Annotated in this window: 15 protein-coding genes, 1 tRNA gene and 1 rRNA gene; 8 read left to right on the top strand and 9 right to left on the bottom strand. The window is 66.7% G+C overall.

The genetic code is table 11. From position 1 onward, the window contains the following. The first annotated feature begins 120 nt into the window (after nucleotides 1-120). The 3 genes from HWX62_RS25110 to HWX62_RS25100 all read left to right on the top strand — a co-directional run bounded on the left by HWX62_RS25110 (nucleotide 121) and on the right by HWX62_RS25100 (nucleotide 6,628). Nucleotides 121-1,251, top strand: a complete 1,131-nt coding sequence (locus HWX62_RS25110; protein ID WP_175931016.1) for a porin — start codon at nucleotides 121-123, stop codon at nucleotides 1,249-1,251. Between the two features lie 326 nt (nucleotides 1,252-1,577). Continuing rightward, a complete protein-coding gene (locus HWX62_RS25105) occupies nucleotides 1,578-3,596 on the top strand; it encodes a site-specific DNA-methyltransferase (RefSeq protein ID WP_175931017.1) in 2,019 nt (672 codons plus the stop codon). Continuing rightward, nucleotides 3,596-6,628: a DEAD/DEAH box helicase family protein gene (locus tag HWX62_RS25100; RefSeq protein ID WP_175931018.1), complete on the top strand. Its 3,033-nt coding sequence runs from the start codon at nucleotides 3,596-3,598 to the stop codon at nucleotides 6,626-6,628. Before HWX62_RS25105 ends, HWX62_RS25100 begins: the two co-directional genes overlap by 1 nt. 268 nt (nucleotides 6,629-6,896) lie before the next feature. Here HWX62_RS25100 and HWX62_RS25095 read toward each other — a convergent pair whose 3' ends face one another. The 5 genes from HWX62_RS25095 to egtB form a co-directional block, all read right to left on the bottom strand. Further along, nucleotides 6,897-7,265, bottom strand: coding sequence for a hypothetical protein (locus HWX62_RS25095; RefSeq protein ID WP_175931019.1), 369 nt, complete (start codon nucleotides 7,263-7,265; stop codon nucleotides 6,897-6,899). A gap of 188 nt (nucleotides 7,266-7,453) precedes the next feature. Next, complete coding sequence (locus tag HWX62_RS25090) at nucleotides 7,454-7,708, bottom strand: hypothetical protein (protein WP_175931020.1); 255 nt, start codon at nucleotides 7,706-7,708, stop codon at nucleotides 7,454-7,456. Between the two features lie 56 nt (nucleotides 7,709-7,764). Next, nucleotides 7,765-8,064 carry a hypothetical protein gene (locus HWX62_RS25085; RefSeq protein WP_175931021.1) on the bottom strand — a complete coding sequence of 100 codons (300 nt, stop codon included), beginning with the start codon at nucleotides 8,062-8,064 and terminating at the stop codon, nucleotides 7,765-7,767. A 291-nt stretch (nucleotides 8,065-8,355) separates the two neighbouring features. Then, nucleotides 8,356-9,369, bottom strand: a complete 1,014-nt coding sequence (gene egtD, locus HWX62_RS25080; protein WP_175931022.1) for an L-histidine N(alpha)-methyltransferase — start codon at nucleotides 9,367-9,369, stop codon at nucleotides 8,356-8,358. Next, on the bottom strand, nucleotides 9,353-10,579 hold the full coding sequence (egtB, locus tag HWX62_RS25075) for an ergothioneine biosynthesis protein EgtB (RefSeq protein WP_175931023.1): 1,227 nt from the start codon (nucleotides 10,577-10,579) through the stop codon (nucleotides 9,353-9,355). Before egtB ends, egtD begins: the two co-directional genes overlap by 17 nt. 579 nt (nucleotides 10,580-11,158) lie before the next feature. Between egtB and HWX62_RS25070 the strand changes: the two genes are divergently transcribed. Together HWX62_RS25070 and HWX62_RS25065 are read left to right on the top strand one after the other, a co-directional pair. Then, nucleotides 11,159-11,635: a carboxymuconolactone decarboxylase family protein gene (locus HWX62_RS25070; protein WP_175931024.1), complete on the top strand. Its 477-nt coding sequence runs from the start codon at nucleotides 11,159-11,161 to the stop codon at nucleotides 11,633-11,635. Beyond that, nucleotides 11,635-12,516, top strand: coding sequence for a sigma-70 family RNA polymerase sigma factor (locus HWX62_RS25065; protein ID WP_175931025.1), 882 nt, complete (start codon nucleotides 11,635-11,637; stop codon nucleotides 12,514-12,516). Before HWX62_RS25070 ends, HWX62_RS25065 begins: the two co-directional genes overlap by 1 nt. 100 nt (nucleotides 12,517-12,616) lie before the next feature. Here HWX62_RS25065 and HWX62_RS25060 read toward each other — a convergent pair whose 3' ends face one another. The 4 genes from HWX62_RS25060 to HWX62_RS25045 form a co-directional block, all read right to left on the bottom strand. Beyond that, nucleotides 12,617-13,132: a DUF2628 domain-containing protein gene (locus HWX62_RS25060; protein WP_175931026.1), complete on the bottom strand. Its 516-nt coding sequence runs from the start codon at nucleotides 13,130-13,132 to the stop codon at nucleotides 12,617-12,619. A gap of 306 nt (nucleotides 13,133-13,438) precedes the next feature. Continuing rightward, a tRNA-Val gene (locus HWX62_RS25055) sits at nucleotides 13,439-13,515 on the bottom strand. A gap of 1,272 nt (nucleotides 13,516-14,787) precedes the next feature. Next, a complete protein-coding gene (locus HWX62_RS25050; protein ID WP_175931027.1) occupies nucleotides 14,788-15,546 on the bottom strand; it encodes an anti-sigma factor in 759 nt (252 codons plus the stop codon). Beyond that, nucleotides 15,543-16,064 carry a sigma-70 family RNA polymerase sigma factor gene (locus tag HWX62_RS25045; protein ID WP_175931028.1) on the bottom strand — a complete coding sequence of 174 codons (522 nt, stop codon included), beginning with the start codon at nucleotides 16,062-16,064 and terminating at the stop codon, nucleotides 15,543-15,545. Before HWX62_RS25045 ends, HWX62_RS25050 begins: the two co-directional genes overlap by 4 nt. 158 nt (nucleotides 16,065-16,222) lie before the next feature. Between HWX62_RS25045 and HWX62_RS25040 the strand changes: the two genes are divergently transcribed. The 3 genes from HWX62_RS25040 to HWX62_RS25030 form a co-directional block, all read left to right on the top strand. After that, nucleotides 16,223-17,311 (top strand): catalase family peroxidase, encoded by a 1,089-nt coding sequence (locus HWX62_RS25040; protein WP_175931029.1) that lies wholly within the window; start codon nucleotides 16,223-16,225, stop codon nucleotides 17,309-17,311. Continuing rightward, nucleotides 17,308-17,841 carry a cytochrome b gene (locus HWX62_RS25035; protein WP_175931030.1) on the top strand — a complete coding sequence of 178 codons (534 nt, stop codon included), beginning with the start codon at nucleotides 17,308-17,310 and terminating at the stop codon, nucleotides 17,839-17,841. Before HWX62_RS25040 ends, HWX62_RS25035 begins: the two co-directional genes overlap by 4 nt. A gap of 573 nt (nucleotides 17,842-18,414) precedes the next feature. Continuing rightward, nucleotides 18,415-18,489, top strand: a 16S ribosomal RNA gene (locus HWX62_RS25030); the annotation flags it as partial.

The raw sequence follows: 18,489 nt of genomic DNA, 5'->3' as shown, positions 1-18,489 counted from the left end.
GAAGGATTGCACCCTCTACGATGCTACGCGTCGGCCCGCTCGCTGCGGCCGGCAAGAGTCGGCATACATTACGTACTGCCAACGACCGGATTTCAATGCGGCAGCTCGGAGGAGACGATCTTGAAACGAAAAAACCTTGCCCTTTCCCTCGCGGCGGCGGCCGGCCTGTGCGCCGGCCACGCGCAAGCGCAGTCGAGCGTGCAGCTCTACGGCCTGATGGACCTGAGCTTTCCGACCTACCGGACCCACGCCGACGCGAACGGCAAGCACATGATCGGGATGGGCAACGACGGCGAACCGTGGTTCAGCGGCAGCCGCTGGGGCCTGAAAGGCGCCGAAGACATCGGCGGCGGCACGAAGATCATCTTCCGTCTCGAAAGCGAATTCGTGGTCGCGAACGGCCAGATGGAAGATGAAGGCCAGATCTTCGACCGCGACGCGTGGGTCGGTGTCGAGGACGAGCGCTTCGGCAAGCTGACGGCCGGCTTCCAGAACACGATCGCGCGCGACGCATCGGCGATCTACGGCGACGCGTACGGCTCCGCGAAGCTGTCGACCGAGGAAGGCGGCTGGACCAACTCGAACAACTTCAAGCAGATGATCTTCTACGCGGCCGGCCCGACCGGCACGCGCTACAACAACGGCGTCGCGTGGAAGAAGCTGTTCAGCAACGGCATCTTCGCGAGCGCCGGCTACCAGTTCAGCAACTCGACGTCGTTCGCGACCGGCTCCGCGTACCAGGCCGCGCTCGGCTACAACGGCGGGCCGTTCGCCGTGTCGGGCTTCTACAACCACGTGAACCACAACGGCTTCCGAAACCAGACGTTCTCGGTCGGCGGCAACTACACGTTCGACATCGTGCGCCTGAATGCCGGCTACTTCCGCTACAACGGCGACCAGGGCCCGCTCGGCCAGCGTCACGACGATTCGTGGACGGTGTCGATGAAGATCGCGCCGAAGGGCGCGCTCGACTACGAGCTCGGCTACCAGCAGATGCGCATCAAGAACGCCGCGAACAACGCGGACGGCTTCACGCCGAACGCGAACCTCGGCGCGTTCAGCCTGACCAACGGCGTCGCCAACGGCTTCAAGGAGACGATCTACGGGTCGGTGTTCTACCACCTGAGCAAGCGCACCGAGGTGTACCTGGCCGGCGACTACATGAAGCTGCACGGCGGCTACACGGTGTCGTCGACGTTCGGCGCGAAGAACCAGCTCGAACTGACGTCGGGCATCCGCACGCGCTTCTGACCCGAGGCGGTCATCCGGGCGGGGCCCGTCGGGCCCTGCCGCTTCCTCCATCCGGGATTCTCCATGCGGGCACGCCGGCGCCGGACGCCGACCGTGCCCTTTTTTTCGTCCTTTCCACGGCGCCGCCGCCCGCCCTCTGCGACAACCGGCCCGAACCCGCTCGCGGCCCGTCCGGCGGGCGATCGCGGCCGATGCGCGGGCGCCCGAGCCACATCGGCGCTTGACCTGCGCCGACCGACTCGCTAGCGTTTCGGGTTTGCCCGGGCGGCCATTGCCGCCGGTGCCGTGAGCGCGCCCGACGTCCTGGCGCGCGCGGCCGGGCTCCGATGGAAAAGACGATGCAGAAACTCGATGCGGCCAGCCCGCAGGCGATGTCGACGGATTTCACCGCCGACAACGTCGCGCGCCTGAAGGCGCTGTTCCCCGAACTCGTGACCGAAGGCCCGCACGGCGCGTCGGTCGACGTCGACGTGCTGAAGGCGCTGGTCGGCGAACGCACGGTCGGCGACACCGACGAGCGCTACGGCTTTCACTGGCACGGCAAGCGCGCCGCGCGCCAGGCTGCGCTCACGCCGTCGACGGGCACGCTGCGGCCCTGCCCCGACGACAGCGTCGCGTGGGACGACACGCGCCATCTGGTGATCGAGGGCGACAACCTCGACGTGATGAAGCTGCTGCACAAGAGCTACGCCGGCAAGGTGAAGCTCGTCTACATCGATCCGCCGTACAACACCGGCAGCGATTTCGTCTATCCGGACGACTTCAGCGATAGCATCCGCCACTACCTGGCGATGACCGGCCAGACCGAAGGCGGCGTGAAGCGCAGCACCAACACCGAGGCGAACGGCCGGTTCCATACCGACTGGCTGAACATGATGTATCCGCGCCTGAAGCTCGCGCACGCGTTGCTGTCCGACGAAGGGCTGATCGCCGTGCACATCGACGAGCACGAAGTGCATGCGCTCGTGCTGATGCTGCGCGAGATCTTCGGCGAGGAAAACGAGCTCGGCGTGGCCGTGTGGGACAAGCGCAACCCGAAGGGCGACGCGCGCGGCATCGCGTACCAGCACGAATCGCTGGTGCTGTTCGCGCGCAACGCCGAGACGCTGCTCGAACGGGCGCCGCTCAAGCGCCCGAAGCGCAACGCGCAGCGCATGCTCGACGCCGCGCACGACGCGGTGTACCGCAGCGGCAACCCGAAGGACGCGCAGAAGGCGTACCGCGCGTGGATGAAGGCGCAGACCAACCTGTCCGGCGGCGAGGTGATGTACGACCGGCTGTCGGCGGAAGGTCGCGTGTACCGCCTCGTGTCGATGGCGTGGCCGAACAAGAAGAAGGCGCCGGACGAATATTTCACGCCGCTGATCCACCCGGTCACCGGCAAGCCGTGCGCGATGCCGGCGCGCGGCTGGCGCAACCCGCCGGCGACGATGCAGGCGCTGCTCGAGCGCGGCCAGATCGAATTCGGCCCGGATGAAACCACGCAGCCGCAGCGGATCTACTACCTCGACGAGAACATGTACGAGAACGTGCCGTCGGTGCTGCCGTTCGCGGGCTCCGACGACGCGCTGCTGAAGACGCTCGGCATCCCGTTCGACCTGCCGAAACCGGTCGACTTCGCGGCAGCCGTGATCGGCTGGTGCACGCGCGGCGACGACATCGTGCTCGACTGCTTCGCCGGCTCCGGGTCGACCGGCCACGCGGTGATGCAGGTGAACGCGACCGACGGCGGCGCGCGCCGCTACATCCTCGTGCAGTTGCCGGAAGCGCTGGACCGCCGCGACAAGACGCAAGCCGCCGCCGCCGATTTCTGCGCGAAGCTGAAAAAGCCGCTCACGCTCGCGGAAATCACGAAGGAGCGCCTGCGCCGCGCCGCGCAGCAGGTCGCGCGCGACTACCCGGAAAGCTATGGCGACCTCGGCTTTCGCGTGTACCGGCTCGACACGACCAACGTGATCGAGTGGGACCCGCGCCGCGACGACTTCGACCATGCGTTGTTCGCATCCGTCGAGCACGTGAAAACCGGCCGCACCGAGGACGACCTGCTCGCCGAGCTGACGCTGAAGCTCGGCCTCGATCTGTGCACGCCGGTCGAGCATCACCAGGTGGCCGGCAAGACGGTGCACCTGATCGGCCGCGCGATCGTCGCGTGCTTCGATGCGCGCCTGTCGCGCGACGACGCGGGCCCGCTCGCCGACGGCATCGTCGACCTGCTCGATGCGAGCGGCGCGTCGCGCGACGTCACGTGCCTGTTCCGCGACAGCGGCTTCGTCGACGACGTCGCGAAGCTCAATCTCGCCGCGCTGCTCGAACAGCACGGCGTGAAGCGCGTGCGGAGCCTGTGATGCGGCTGCATTTCGAAGCGGATCTCGACTACCAGCGCGAGGCGATCGACGCCGTCTGCGACCTGTTTCGCGGGCAGGAGTCGTATCGCGGCGACTTCAGCGTGCTCGCGAACGCCGCGCCCGGCACGACGGCCGCCGCGCAAGGCTCGCTCGGCTTCGCGGTGTCGGAGCAAGGCGTCGGCAACCGGCTGTCGCTGACCGACGACGCGCTCGCGCGCAATCTCGCCGACGTGCAGCTGCGCGGCGGGCTGCCGCCGTCCGGCCTGCCCGGCTCGCGCGACTTCACCGTCGAGATGGAGACCGGCACCGGCAAGACCTACGTGTACCTGCGCACGATCTTCGAGTTGAACCGCCGCTACGGCTTCACGAAATTCGTGATCGTCGTGCCGTCGATCGCGATCAAGGAAGGCGTGCACAAGACGCTCGCGATCACCGAGGATCACTTCCGCGCGCTGTACGCGGGCGTGCCGTACGACTACTTCCTGTACGACTCCGCGAAGCTCGGCCAGGTGCGCCACTTCGCGGCGAGCGCGGCGATCCAGATCATGGTGATGACGGTCGCCGCGATCAACAAGAAAGAGATCAACAACCTCTACAAGGACAGCGAGAAGACCGGCGGCGAGAAGCCGATCGACCTGATCCGCGCGACGCGGCCGATCGTGATCGTCGACGAGCCGCAGAGCGTCGACGGCGGCCTCGAGGGGCGCGGGCGCGAAGCGCTCGCCGCGATGGCGCCGCTCTGCACGCTGCGCTATTCGGCCACGCACGTCGACCGGCACCACATGGTGTACCGGCTCGATGCGGTCGACGCGTACGAGCGCAAGCTCGTCAAGCAGATCGAGATCGCATCGGCGATCGTCGAGGATGCGCACAACAAGCCGTACGTGCGGCTCGTCGGCGTGTCGAACCGGCGCGGCGCGATCAGCGCGCGCGTCGAGCTCGACGTCGCGACGGCGGCCGGCGTGAAGCGCCAGATCGTGTCGGCCACCGACGGCGACGATCTCGAACGCCTGACGAAGCGCGCGCTGTACGCGGGGCTGCGGATCGGCGAAGTGCATGCGGTCAAGGGCGCCGAGTACGTCGAGCTGCGCCATCCGGAAGGCGAGGCGTTCCTGTCGCTCGGCGAGGCGTTCGGCGACATCGATACGCTTGCCGTGCAGCGCGAGATGATCCGCCGCACGATCCGCGAGCATCTCGACAAGGAGCTGCGCCTCGCCGAGCGCGGCGTGAAGGTGCTGTCGCTGTTCTTCGTCGATTCGGTCGAGCGCTATCGCCGCTACGACGAGAACGGCATGCCCGTGAAGGGCGACTACGCGCTGATCTTCGAAGAGGAATATGCGCGCGCGGCGCGCGTGCCGGCCTACCGTGCGCTGTTCGACGGCGTCGACATCGCGCTCGAGGTCGAGCGTGCGCACAACGGCTACTTCTCGATCGACCGCAAGGGCGGCTGGACCGACACGAGCGAAAGCAGCGCGGCGGCCCGCGAGAACGCGGAGCGCGCGTACGGCCTGATCATGCGCGAGAAGGAAGCGCTGCTGTCGTTCGACACGCCGCTGAAGTTCATCTTCTCGCACTCGGCGCTGAAGGAAGGCTGGGACAACCCGAACGTGTTCCAGATCTGCACGCTGCGCGACATCCAGACCGAGCGCGAGCGCCGCCAGACGCTCGGCCGCGGGCTGCGCCTCGCGGTCGACCAGGACGGCGAGCGCGTGCGCGATCCGGGCGTGAACACGCTCACCGTGATCGCGACGGAGCGCTACGAGTCGTTCGCGGAAAACCTGCAGAAGGAAATCGAGGCCGATACGGGCATCCGTTTCGGGATCGTCGAGCAACACCAGTTCGCGGCGCTGCCGGTGCAGGAAGACGAGGGCCCCGCGCACGCGCTCGGCATCGAGCTGTCGCACGTGCTGTGGGACCATCTGCACGAGCAGGGCTACGTCGACGCGCAGGGCAAGGTGCTCGACCGGCTGAAGGATGCGCTGCGCCAGAGCGCGCTCGTGCTGCCGGACGCGTTCGAGCGGCTGCGCGCACCGATCGTCGCGACGCTGCGCAAGCTGTCGGGCCGCTTCGCGGTGCGCAACGCCGACGAACGCCGTGCGATCGCGTTGCGGCGCGATGCGTCGGGCAAGGCCGTCGTGTTCGGCGAGGATTTCCGCGCGCTGTGGGAGCGCATCCGCCATCGCACCGTGTACCGCGTCGACTTCGACAACGCGAAGCTGGTGCGCGACTGCACGGCCGCATTGCGCGACGCGCCGGACATCGCGCGCGCGCGGCTGCAGTGGCGCAAGGCCGAGATCGACATCGGCAAGGCCGGCATCGAGGCGATCGAGGTGGCCGGCGCCGGCACGGTGCTGCTCGACGAAGGCGAGTTGCCGCTGCCCGACCTGCTCACCGAGTTGCAGGACCGCACGCAGCTCACGCGCCGCTCGCTCGCGACGATCCTCGCCGACAGCGGCCGGCTCGACGATTTCCGCGTGAATCCGCAGCAGTTCATCGCCGTGGCGGCCGATGCGATCAACCGCTGCAAGCGGCTCGCGCTCGTCGCGGGCATCGCGTACCGCAAGCTCGGCGAGCGCCACGTGCATGCGCTCGAATCGTTCGAGAGCGAGGCGCTGACCGGGTATCTGCGCAACCTGCGCACGGACGCGCGCAAGTCGATCCACGAAGCGGTGGTGTGCGAGACGGACGCCGAGCGCGCGTTCGCCGATGCGCTCGAAGCGCACGACGGCGTGAAGCTGTACGCGAAGCTGCCGGCGTGGTTCCGCGTGCCGACGCCGCTCGGCAGCTATCACCCGGATTGGGCCGTGCTCGCGGAACAGGACGGCGGCGAGCGGCTCTACTTCGTCGTCGATACGCCGAACGCGGACGGCCACGTGCCGAGCGAGCACGAACGCGCGAAGCTCGCGTGCGGCGAAGCGCATTTCCGCGCGCTGGTCGATGGCGACGACGCGGCGCGCTTCGTGCGCGTCGGGCGGGCGGATGCGTTGTTCGAATCGGCCTCCGGTGCGCCGCCGGCGGGCGCCGGGCGGTAAGACGAAGGGCGGCGGCGAGCCGCCCTTTTTTATCGGCGTCGCCCGGCCTTCATCGATCGTGCGGCGTACCCGCGCGTCGCCCGTTCCTCACACCGCTTTTCGTTCTGCCGTCCGCGTGAAAGCAATTCGTATTCTCGCGCGAGGGCGACGCGGTTACGGCTGGTTGCAAATCGGGTCGGCTCGATGCTTTCGTGCCGACCGTCGCGGGGCGTTTTCCCCATGAAAAAAGGGCGCCGAAGCGCCCTTCTCGTGCATTCACCGGCTGCGCTTACAGCGTGCGACCGAATGCGTTGCGATGCGAGTGGTGCGTGGACGTCGACGCATGCGCGGTATGACCATGCGCGTGCGCGTGACCGCGGCCCGGCTGCGCACCGGCGCGATCGGCGATCGTGTCGGAACGGTCGGCCGCCCGCGCCAGGCCCTTGTCGCGGTCGCCCGCGTGCATGCCGTTCGAGTTGCTCAGCGCCTGGCCGCTCATGTGGCCGCCGGACATGCCGCCCGCGTTACCGCCCGAGCCGCCTGCGCCATGACCACCGCCGTTGCCCCCGCCATTGCCGCCGGCCGCCGCGAAGGCGGACACCGAGCCGAGCGCGAGCAGCGCGGCCGTCAGGACGGACAGATATCGTTGCTGTTTCATCGTGTGCTCCCTGGAGCGCGTTGGTGTGACTGCATTTTATGAACGCGCGAGATTCGCGCCGCGCGACGTTGTAAATGATCGTAACGACGCGTGCGCGGCTCGCATTCGTCGGATCAATCCGGGCACGCATGAGCGCGGACACGCGGCACCGGAGCGACGCCACGGCATCGCCGCGGCGACGAGGTCGCTTACTGCGCCGGCTGCATACCCTGCGCGGCGGCCCTGTGCTGTGCGGCCTGCTCTTGCGCCTGTTTCTTCGCCATGTGATGACCGACGATACAGCCGCCGACTGCGCCGACCACGGCGTGGTGCCCCGCATAGTGGCCGGCCACACCGCCGACCACCGCGCCCTTCATGCAGCCTGCCGCGTGCGCGCTGCCGATCGTTGCGAGCGCAACGGCAACGGCGATGGCGCACTGTCCGATGTGCCGGATGGGATTCATGGGATCACTCTCCTGATGTCGTCGTGATCAGCGTTCTCGCGAGCCGGTCGCCGCGCTCAGTCCCACCGGCCGCGCCAGCCGCCGCCGTCACGCCACGCGTGCTCGCGCCACTCGTGCTCGCGCCATTCGCGGCGGCGCCATTCGTGTTCACGCCACTCACGGGCACGCCAGTCGTCGCGATAGCCGACCGGCGCATACATCACCGGCGGAGGCGGCGCCACGTAGACGGGCGCCGGCGCCGTGTAGACGCCCGGCACGCCGATGCCGACCGACAGGTCGACGTGGGCCGACGCGACGCCCGACGCTGCCAGCGCCGCTACACCGAGAACTGCACCGAGAATAAGTTTCTTGCTCATTTCGCGACTCCCTGCACGTGTCGTGCGTCATGTGACTACGGTTCGGAGTCTAGGCACCGGACGCTGACACAGGTGAAACGGGTATGCGAGACAGGTAACGGACGTTTACGGGTGCCCGCAAAGCCTTGTGGAGCAAGGAAAAGACGGCATTCCAGACACCGTTGCAACGATGCGTCGAACCGGTAAAAAGGGGATTTTCGGCACGAAACCGGGCAACGGGATCGAACCCGCCGGTGGGCACGGGAAGCGAACCGCCCTCACCCTGTGGCGCGAGCGGTCCGCAGCAGCGCGTTACGCGCGGATATCGTCGACGCTGCGCAGCCAGTGCACGCTGAACAGGTTGTCGGCGTCGGTCCACACGGTATCGGGTTCGAACCCGGCGCGGCGCGCGATCGCATGAAAGCCGTCGATCGTGAACTTGTGCGAGTTCTCCGTGTGGATGCGCTCGCCCGCTTCGAAGCGGAACGCGTGGCCGCGCACGTGCACGGTCTGCGCGACGTCGCTGACGAGATGCATCTCGATGCGCTGCCGCGCGCGGTCGTAAAACGCGCAATGCGAGAACGCATCGACGTCGAAATCCGCGCCGAGCTCCGCGTTCGCGCGCACCAGCAGGTTCAGGTTGAACTGCGCGGTCACGCCCTGCGCGTCGTTGTACGCGCGATGCAGCGTGCGCTCGTCCTTCACGAGATCGACGCCGACCAGCAAGCCGCCGCCGCGCAGCAGCCGCGCCGCATCGCGCAGGAACGTGTCGGCCTCTTCCGGCGAGAAGTTGCCGATCGTCGAGCCGGGAAAGAAGCCGATGCGCCGCCGCGGCGTCTCGGTCAGCGCGGCCAGTTGCTCGGCCTTCGTGTAGTCGGCCGCGAGCGGCGCGACGTCGAGCCACGGATAGGCCGCCCGCAGCCGCGCGGCCGCGCCGTGCAGGTAATCGGCCGAGATGTCGACCGGCACGTAGCGCGCCGGCGCGTTCGCGTAGTTGCCCGCGAACGCGTCGAGCAGCACGCGGATCTTCTCGAGCGAGCCCGCGCCGAACTCGACGATGTCCGCATGCGGGCCGACGCGCCGCACGATCTCGGCCGCGCGATCGCGCAGGATGCCGAGCTCGGTGCGCGTCGGGTAGTACTCGGGCAGTTCGCAGATGCGGTCGAACAGCGCGGAGCCGGCCGCATCGTAGAAGTATTTCGGCGGGATGCTGCGCGGCGTGCGCGACAGTCCGTCGATCAGGTCGCGCTCGAACGCGCTCGGCCGCGAATCGCGGGCGGGTTGCAGGCCACCGCTCGTGGCCGTCAGGTCAGACGTCTCGCGCAAGTCGCACTCCCGTGAATTGCCAGCGTGCCGCCGGCGGAAAGAAATTGCGGTACGTCGGCCGTTCGTGCCCGGGCGGCGTCGCGATGCTGCTGCCGCGCAGGACCTGCTGGCCGACCATGAACTTGCCGTTGTATTCGGCCGCGACCCCGGCGAGCGGCCGAAAGCCCGGATACGGCTCGTACGACGAACGCGTCCACTGCCACACGTGCCCGAGCATCTGCCGGATGCCGTCGGCCGCGAACGCGGTTTCCCATTCGAATTCGGTCGGCAGTCGCGCGCCCGCCCATTCCGCGTACGCGGCCGCCTCGTAGAAGCTCACGTGGCACACCGGCGCGTCGGGTGCGAGCGGCTCGACGCCGTGCAGGCCGAACGTGCGCCGCACGCGCGTGGCGGCCGCATCGTCGTCGTCCGGCATCCAGTACGCGGGCCCTTGCCACCCTTCCCGCTGCACCGTCGCCCAGCCGTCGGACAGCCAGAACTCGGGGCGCGTATAGCCGCCGTCGGCGATGAACGCCGCGAATTCCGCGTTCGTCACGAGACGGTTCGCGATCTCGTACGGCCGCACGAGCGCGGTGTGACGCGGCCGTTCGTTGTCGAACGAGAACGTATCGCCATCGTGACCGATCTCGACGAGCCCGCCCGGCTGCGGCAGCCAGCGCAACGGGCCGGCGTCGCCCGCGGCGAGCGCGCATCCGGCTTCGTCGCCGGTGCGCGGCCGGAACGCCGGCCGCAGCGGATTGCACGAGAACGCATGCAGCATGTCGGTGACGATCAGCTCCTGATGCTGCTGCTCGTGATGCAGGCCGAGCACGAGCTCGGGCGCGATCGCGTCGAGCAGCGCCGCGTCCGCCTCGGCCAGCGCGCGCAGCATCGCATCGTCGACGTAGTGCCGGTACGCATGCACGTCGTCGAGCGACGGCCGCGTGAGCAGCCCGCGCTGCGGCCGCGGATGGCGCGGGCCGAGCGCTTCGTAATAGGAATTGAAGAGGAACTGGAATGCGTCGTCGAACGGCGCGTAGCCGGGCACGCGGCGCATCAGCACGACAGTTTCGAAGAACCAGGTCGTATGCGCGAGGTGCCATTTCGTCGGACTCGCGTCGGGCATCGACTGCACGGCCTGGTCTTCGGCGGACAACGTCGCGGTCAGCGCGACGCTATGGGCGCGCACGTCCTGGTAACGGCGCTGAAGCTGGGATGCAAGAAGGCTCATCGGTTTACCGTCCACGTCGCGATTCGCTGCGTTGCGTTGCCGGAAAAGGGAAAGCCTTGCGCTCGGAGTGCGCGCGGCTGACGTGCGACCTGCTGCTGCGTCGTCGGGCAGCCGGCGCGCGCGCCGGGCCGCGGATGCGGCGTCACTTCGTCTGCCCGTGCAGAACAGTATGGTCCAGAAATGTGAACGTCGCGAATCGGATTTCGGGTGAAACGAACGCGAAAGAATAATGAAAGCATGCGTGATGGGGGCGTCGCGTGTGTGACGGGCCGTCGACGCCTGTCGTGGCGGGGTTCGGCCGCGGACGCAATACGCATGCCCGCGGCTGCGTCCTGCTGACGTCCAGTGACAGCCGCACGGCGTGCGTGAAAGGTCGAAAGCGCGCGTTCGTCGCAGGCGCGGCGTCATGCAGCCGATTCGTCTGTCGATATCGCATCCTTCCCGGCGCCCCGCTCATCGGTTCCGATGTTCGCTTGCCGCCGCTTTCTTCCCAACCGCAAAAATTTTTTTGCATCGATGTCACACACGCGGGTGTCTCGCTCGTCATATCGGCGGACCCACACGAAAGGAGAAGGCACCATGACTGCGAAACTCAATCCGTTTGCCGCCGCCCCCGCGCTGATGAAGCAGTGGATGACCGTATCGGTCGCCGCGGCCGGGAGCCTCGAGCCGACGCTGATCGAGCTGGTCAAGATCCGCGCGTCGCAGATCAACGCGTGCGCGAACTGCATTAACATGCACACCGCCGAGGCGCGCGAACAAGGCGAGACCGAGCAGCGCATCTACCTGCTGTCCGCGTGGCGCGAAGCGCCCTGCTACACCGACCGTGAGCGCGCGGCGCTCGGCTGGACCGAGGCGCTCACGCGACTGTCGGAGGGCCATGCGGCGCACGAAGCGGCCTATGCGGCGCTGAACGACCATTTCAGCGAGGAAGAACAGGTGAAACTCACGGTGATGATCAACGTGATCAACGGCTGGAACCGGCTCGCCGTCGGCTTCGGGCTGTGGGTCGACCCGGCCGACGCGAAGGCCGCCGCCGCGAAGATGGTGGCTTGATGCCGACTCTCGACCCGGTCGGCGGCCGCGCCGACGAACGCGACGACGCAGCGGCGAGCTTCGACCCGCTGCGCCGCACGCTGATCCGCGTCGCGTACCGGATGCTCGGTTCCGTCGCGGACGCCGAGGACATGGTGCAGGAGGCGTTCATCCGCTGGATGGATGTCGATCGTACCGAGGTGCGCGTGCCCGAGGCGTTCCTGCGCCGCATGGTGATGCGCATGTGCCTCGATCAGCTGAAGTCCGCGCGGCACCAGCGCGAGACCTATGTCGGCCCGTGGCTGCCCGAGCCGGTCGTCGACGAAGACGAACAGGACGACGTCACGCTGCCGCTGCTGCTCGCGCTCGAACGGCTCTCGCCGCTCGAACGCGCGGCGTTCCTGCTGCACGACGTGTTCGGCGTCGAATTCGACGAAGTGGCGACGACGATCCAGCGCGACCCGGCCGCGTGCCGGCAGCTCGCCGCGCGGGCCCGTACGCACGTGCGCGACGCGCGGCCGCGTTTTCATGTCGAGAAGCAGCGCGGAATCGAACTGGCCGAAGCGTTCTTCGCGGCGTCGCGCAGCGGCGACATGCGCGCGCTCGGCGCGATGCTCGCCGAGGACGTGAGCCTGCATTCGGACGGCGGCGGCAAGCGCACGGCGGCCGGCAAGCCGGTGTTCGGCTTCGAGCGCGTGATGCGGGTGCATGCGCACCTGGCCGAGCTGTTCGCGACGCATGCGTCGACGCTCGTGCGGGCCGGGTTCATCAACGGGCTGCCGGGTTTCGTCACGCGGGAGGCCGACGGCGAGCTGCAGACGACTGCGCTCGAGATCGACGACGGCAAGATCGTCGCGATCTATGTCGTGCGCAATCCCGACAAGCTGAAGCATCTGCATTGAAGGCGGCGCGAGCCTGCGCCGTATGCCAGGCGGATGCATGGCGACGGCGCAGGCCGCCCTCTTCTTTCCGCCTTGCGTTGCCGATTGCCGGCCACCGCGATCAGTACATCGCGCCTCCGGCGTTGCCGATCATGTACAGCAGTACGCCGAGCAGCGGCGTCGCGATGGCGAAACCGGCCGCCGCCAGCCAGTTCGTGCCGCCTTGCGCCTCGAGCAGCGCGAGCAACGATTCGCGGGACGTCGCGCTCGGCCGAAGTTTTTCGATCCTGCGCTCGACGTGCCGCTTGTAGAGGCTGTTCCCGCACCAGCCGAGCGATACCGCGATCGCGATCGTGGCCGGGTCGAGCATGCTCGATTCGAAGTATCCGGGGAAGTACAGCAACTCGATCAGCGTGATGCCGAGCGTGACGGCGAGCACGGCGGCCGCCTGCCAGTACATGCATCGATAAGCCATCCAGACGGGGCCGAGAAAGCACGCGGCCCAGTTCCACGATTGCCGGCTCTTGCGCGATTCGGCGATCGCCCATTTTCTTTCGTACCACGCGGCATGCTTGCCGACGTAAGCGGCGATTTCATCGTGGCTTGCGGACGATGCGGCGGTCGTGACCTCGGACATGTCGTGTGCTCTCAGTCGCGCGGTGCGCGCGTCGTTGTTTTGATGAGGTGGAGATCGAGCGACGGTCGGAACGGCCGCGTCGATGCGCACACGATTCTACGCGCCGTGCAGCGGCAGTTGTGTGGCGGATCGGATGGTCGATGACGATGCCGGGCCGTGTATCGCGCAACGCATCGGGGCTTTCATGCGTTGTTTCGGACCGGAAAAGAAAAACGCCACGCGAAGTTGCCGCGTGGCGTTCGTATGTTTGGCGAGCCGCGTTGCCTGTAGGCAAGTTGTGCTGCCGGACCCCTTCATTTTGTTCGTTGGTAGGCTCGATTGGATTCGAACCAACGACCCCCACCATGTCAAGGTGGTGCTCTAACCAACTGAGCTACGAGCCTAAGAAGCCGCGAATTATAGAGAGGGTTTGGGGGTAGCACAAGCCCCTTCGTGAAAATTTTTTGAAACGGCTCGCGCCGCGTGCTGACGATCGCTGTGACCTCGCGATGCCCGGAACGTTGGCTTCACGGGATCGCATCACAGCAAAACGCGTCGACGGGCTGTGGTGTTATCCACATTGCCCTCTGGATAACCGTCCGGCAAGCCTCTGGATTCACAGTGGAACGATTGAGGGTATGTCGGCGCGGCTGTGAATCGACGAAAAGTTGTTCTGTGCTGCGCGGCGCTGTTCACGTCGCGCACCCAGGGTTATGCATTTCGCTTCGCGTTGAAAATTCAGTGGGTTACGGAGGTTATCCACTGTGGGGCACAGGGTTTGTTAACTATCACTACGTATATATACGAACCCTGTTAACACCTTTGGATAAGCACAGTCCGTCGACTGTGATTCGGACAGGGTATGCACTGCGTGCAGCGGGCGGATGAACGAAGCGGAACGCTGTGAAGCGATCGAGCGATACGTGAGTCGTCGTGTCTGTAGAATCGCCGGCATCCACGAGGATGCGGTTCTCCAACGACTGAACCACGCGAGGCAACGCGACTGAGTATTTTTCGTCGCGACACACGATGGTCGATTTCGAACCGAGCCATCGATAACGACGAGCGACGCGATCGATGTGGCCCGGTCTGAAGGCTGATGAGGAAGACTTCGCGGCGACCGGGCAGGATCTGCGCAACGGCAGAGATCTGCATCACGGATAAAAGGGCACCCCGGTAGATCCAGCGCGCGACGACAATGTCGTCACCGTCACGTTCGTGGCGAAGTGACCCGAAGCGCGGGCGGCGGTGTGTGGATAACCGGCATATCGATTCAGTCGAAACCCTGTGCACCCGACAGGTGAGCATTCCGGTCTCGATGGACCAGTCGGCCTGAATACCTTGTTCGGCAAGGCTTCGCCGACCATGAAAGAGGGAAGTGAACACATCGCAGGCGACGTCCGGAGCTCGAATTCCGTGTGGATATCGACACCCGAAACAACCCGAAACGCTGTGCGCGCCGAAGGTGAGCGAGCCGACCGAAGTCAGCAGGCAGCGCCGGCATGCCCGATGTGGATATCCTGTTCCGCGGCGACTCGAAACCCTGTGATTCCGAAGGTGAGGGGGTCGGCGCGGCCTCGATGTGAATAACAGCCCGGGAAAGTCAGTCGAAACGCTGTGCAAGCGAGTGGTGAGCGTGCGCCCGTTCAAGCCCGCCGGGCGCGCATCCTACCACTTCAAGTCTGCTGCTCGAGCGCCTGCACGACCGCCTTCTCCCCGACGCTTCCGGCCGGCCCGACCACCGCATAGTTGAGCCCGTTCACCGATCCATACCGCGCGAGCAGTGCGCCATCCACGCGTTGCCCGTTCGGCAGCAGCCGATGTGCCGATTCCGCCGGCCGGAGATAGAAGCTCAGCGTCTGCCCCGCGTCATCCTGATAGAGCACCATCGCGGCCGTGGCCCCGCTGTCCGTCGTGAACAACCGTCCGCCGACCGGCCTGAACCCCGCGGCGCTCAAATCCGGCAGCTTCGCCGATGCGCCCACGCGTTTGGTGAGCCACCCCTGCAAGTCGCCCGCACCGGTCGGCCGGTAATCGACCTTGGCCGTCTGATCGACCACCATCATCCGGTAAGCCTTGACCGCATCGCTCATCGGCGCAATGGGCGGCGCCGCGTTCCACCCGCGCGCCTGCCATCCGCCGAACGTCCCGAGCCCGACGCAGAACACGAACGAAGCCGCCATCGCGAACCGCATCCGCGCGCGCTCAGCGCGCCGGCCGCGAATCGCCGCCGGATCGAGCGCGGGGTTATCCGGCGGCATCCGCACGCTCTCCAGCGCGGCCCGCAACCGCTGCGCGTCCCGCTGCCATTGCTTCACCTGTTCCGCACGCTCCGGATGCAGTGCGAGATAGCGCTCGACCGCGGCACGCGCATCGTCGTCGAGCTGGCCGTCGACATAGGCCTGAAGGTCATGTTCGTTCGGAGGCGTGTTCATTTCTTCATCAATCGGAGAGAAGGAGCAGGAAGTTCGCCGTCGCTGAGCTGGCGCAGCGCTTGGCGCGCGCGGGAGAGCCGCGACATCACGGTGCCGATCGGCACCTCGAGCAGGTCGGCCACTTCCTGATAGGTGAAGCCTTCGACCGCGACGAGCAGCAGCAGGCTGCGCTGCTCGTCCGAGAGCCGGCCGAATGCTTCGAGCGTCGCGCGCGCCGCGAATTCGCGTTCGGCGGACGGCCAGTGCGCTTCGTCGTCGTCGCCCATGCGGCCAAGCAGCCACGCGTAGCGCTTCGCACTGCGTTTGCCATCGAGAAATTGCCGATACAGGATCGTGAAGAGCCAGCTGCGCAGCGATGCGTCGTCGCGACGGCTCGTCCAGCGCGACAGCGCGCGCTCGAGCGTCGACTGGACGAGATCGTCGGCTGCATGGACGTCGCGCGCCAGCCAGAGCGCGAAGCGTCGCAGCCTGGGGATGAGTTCGCGCAATGCTTCGTCGTCGAGGGCGGTGGAGGGCATGGCCGGGCCGGTTGCCGAAAGGGTCGTGGATGCCGCGTAGGACGCCGGCCGGCATCGGTTATTCCCTCCAGCATACGAAAAAACTTTTCGTGGAATAAAGCGGCGCGGGCGGCGTCCTACGCGCGTTCGACAATGATCTGACGATCGGGAGTGCATTCATGAAGCAATCTTCCTCTTCTTCGCCGCAGCGCGAGCCCGGGCGCGGGTGGTGGCGCTGGGCCGTGATCGGCGGCGCGGTGGCCGGCGTGGCCGCGGCGTTCGGGTATGCCGGCGGGTGGCTCGCACCGGCGCGTCTGACCCCGCACCGGCTCGTCGACGCGCTGCAGACCAACAGCGGCATCCATCCCGGCTTCCGGCGCAATCACGCGAAGGGCGTGTGCGTGACCGGCTACTTCGAAGGCAACGGCGCCGCGAGCGCGTATTCGGTCGCGCCGTTCTTCAAGGCGGTGCGCACGCCGGTGGTCGGGCGCTTCGCGCTGCCGGGCGGGAATCCTTATGCGCCCGACAACAGCGTGCCGATCCGCAGCCTCGCGCTGAAGCTCACCGCGCCGGACGGCGAGCAATGGCGAACCGGGATGAACGCGATGCCGGTGTTTCCGGTGGCGACGCCGCAGGCGTTCTACGAGCAGACGCTCGCGACCCGGCCCGATCCGAAGACGGGCAAGCCGGACCCGGCCAAGGTGAAGGCGTTCTTCGGCGCGCATCCGGAAGCGGCCGCGTTCCTGCAATGGGTGAAGGGTGCGAAGCCGAGCGCGAGCTACGTCACCGAAAGCTATTACGGGTTGAACGCGTTCTACTTCGTCGACGCGGCCGGCAAGCGCCAGGCGGTGCGGTGGCGCGTCGTGCCGGAGCAGACGGCGGGCGCCGGCGACGTCGCGACGGCCGCGGATCCGAACGTGCTGCAACAGGACGTGACGCAGCGCATCGCGGCCGGCCCGCAGAAGTGGAAGCTGCTGGTCACGCTGGCGGAGCCCGGCGACCCGGTGGACGACGCGACGAAGGTCTGGCCCGCGCAGCGCACGACGATCGATGCGGGCACGCTCGTGCTCGACCGCGTGGAGGCGCAGGACAGCGGCCCGTGCCGCGACGTGAATTACGACCCGACGGTGCTGCCGCAGGGGATCCAGGTGTCGGGCGATCCGTTGCTGGCGGCGCGTTCGGCCGCGTACGCGGATTCGTATCTGCGGCGCACGAGTGAGGAGGCCGGCGTGGCAGGCGCGGCGCGATTGAGCGGGGAGGGACGATGATGAAGGCTTCGACGACGTTTAGTGTGCCGGCGCGGGTGCTGCACTGGGTGATGGCCGCGATGATCCTCGCGATGCTGTTCATCGGCGTGGGGATGGTGGCATCCGTTTCCGATCGGCACGAGATCCTGGTGGCGATTCACAAGCCGCTGGGTGTGGCGGTACTGGTGCTGGTGTGCGTGCGGATCGTGGTGCGGATGCTGTCGAAGCCGCCGGCGTTGCCCGAGGATCTGCCGTGGTGGCAGAAGGTAGCCGCGCACGGGTCGCATCTCGTACTGTATGCGCTGATGGTCGCGATGCCGCTGATCGGCTGGGCGATGCTGTCGGCGGGTGGGTACCCGGTGACGCTGGGCGGCGGCGTGCAGCTGCCGGCGCTGGTGTCGGCCGATCCGGTGACGTTCGCGTGGCTTCGGGTCGCGCATCGCGTGCTGGCCTATCTGTTCTTCCTGACGTTCCTCGCGCACTTTGCCGCGGCGCTGTATCACGGGCTGATTCGACGGGACGGCGTGGTGAGGGCGATGGTGGGGCGGTAATCGACGGAAGGTTGCGTGCGATACGGCGGGGCTGTTCAAGGGCGACCGAGGCTGCGCCTGCCGTGTCGCCTGTCTATGAGCACGAGGACGTGCTCCGGTCTCCGCCATAGCACGTCAAAAATATTTCACAAAAGGGGTTGCGGAGACCGGGGCGGATGCATAGAATCACGCCTCTTTCGCGCTAACGGAAACGCAGCGCGGGGGAAGAAGAGGGAAGCGGTGCTGTTGAAGTCGGTTTTATCGATTCCAGTGCACGCGAAATTAAACCGCAGTCGTCGCAACGAAGTAGTTAAAAAAGTTGTTGACGAGTCTCAAAAAACGGTTGATAATCTCGCTTCTCTGCTGCTGAAAACGCAGCGCTGCCGAGGGGTTCAGATTCCTCGCAGAATTGCTCTTTAAAAATTAACAGCCGATAAGTGTGGGCGCTTGATGGCAGCGAGCTGATCCTCGGATCAGATAGCAAAAGTATCAAGAGTCTCACACTAAAGTAAGTCAGGTTTATGAAGTGATTCATATTCCTGTCAGCTTTGAGTGAGCGACCGGTTCGAAAGAACCGAAAACAGTAACAGGTTTGAACTGAAGAGTTTGATCCTGGCTCAGATTGAACGCTGGCGGCATGCCTTACACATGCAAGTCGAACGGCAGCAC

Origin of the sequence: Burkholderia sp. BCC0506 (assembly GCF_902833145.1) — a bacterium.
Taxonomy (GTDB): domain Bacteria; phylum Pseudomonadota; class Gammaproteobacteria; order Burkholderiales; family Burkholderiaceae; genus Burkholderia.
This window is presented reverse-complemented; position numbering and strand designations above follow the sequence as displayed.